General features: G+C 34.9%; 1 protein-coding gene. It reads left to right on the top strand.

What is annotated here, in order from left to right; all coding sequences use genetic code 11:
• A partial coding sequence (locus CWD90_RS22925) for a TlpA family protein disulfide reductase (RefSeq protein WP_192878064.1) occupies window positions 1-1,163 on the top strand: 1,163 nt, incomplete at its 5' end.
• Window positions 1,164-1,171: the final 8 nt, after the last annotated feature.

The following is a 1,171-nucleotide window of genomic DNA, read 5'->3' as shown; positions in this document are numbered from 1 at the left end:
CAATTTATTTAATCTGCTTGATCACTATCAAAGTGTTCAGTCAAGAATCGGATACGTCGATATTAGAGAAAACTATTTCAAACATTTATGACATTGAAAGGGTTAAATATCAATCGACATTCCAAGCTATGGATGGTGGAACCACCTATTTGGATAAGATGGATACTGTTTTCTTTGACTTCACAAACAGCAACAATTCAACACCCAAATACCATATGGCAAGTGATGAATCAGAATTGATATACGATGGCAAAAGACATATTTCGACTTTGGTTAATGAAAAGGTCATTTTAATCGATGATACGCCAAATGCTAATAATCCTTTGATGCTGACATTATACGGGGTAAAGAAATTTTTACCCGAAATGATGATGAATGAAAATATTGAATTCGTACGGAAACAAGACACTTTACTCAACGGACAGAAGCTCTATGTTTTTGATATAACATTTAAAGGCGGATACATTGATTGGGGAAATTTTGTCTTAAAAAACGTCTCAGCAGCTGAAACAGAATATACTTTAATGATTGGTATGTCAGATTATTTGCCAAGAAAGATGATAATGGATAATGGCCCTACCGGGAGAATGAGCAGGACTTATGACAGCTTTGATTTTGACTATAATCAGGATGACAGTGTTTGGAGCGGAGCATTATTTCCCAAAGATTATTCGAAAATGACTTGGGCCGAATACCGAGAGAAAAAAAATAAAATGCAATCATTAAAGGTTCGTTCGACCGAATCGAAAATGGTACAGGACATTAAACAATGGAAGCTACCCAATTTAGAAGACAATTCCATGGTAGACTTTTCCAAGCTAAAGGGAAATGTAATTCTGTTAGAATTCTGGTTCAAAAATTGTGGGCCATGTGTTCAGGCGGTTCCAAAACTTAATGCGATCCATGAGAAATATAAAGATGGAAAGTTCCAACTATTTGGCATAGAATTTAGAGAAGATTTCCCCCAGGAAAATTTAATGGCTTATGTTGAGAAAATAAAAATAGCTTATCCAACACTATATAAAGGGGGAAGTTTAGCAGCCACTTATGAGGTTACCGCAGCACCTACATTTATTCTTATAAACAAAAAAGGTGATGTTATTTTTGCAGAATCAGGATTTAATGAGAAGGAAATCATCAAACTAATTGAAGCCAATCTTTAAAGGGGTTT

Source organism: Arenibacter catalasegens (assembly GCF_002909235.1).
Lineage (GTDB): Bacteria > Bacteroidota > Bacteroidia > Flavobacteriales > Flavobacteriaceae > Arenibacter > Arenibacter catalasegens.
Note: the sequence above shows the minus strand (reverse complement) of the source record. Positions and strands in the feature narration are given on the sequence as shown.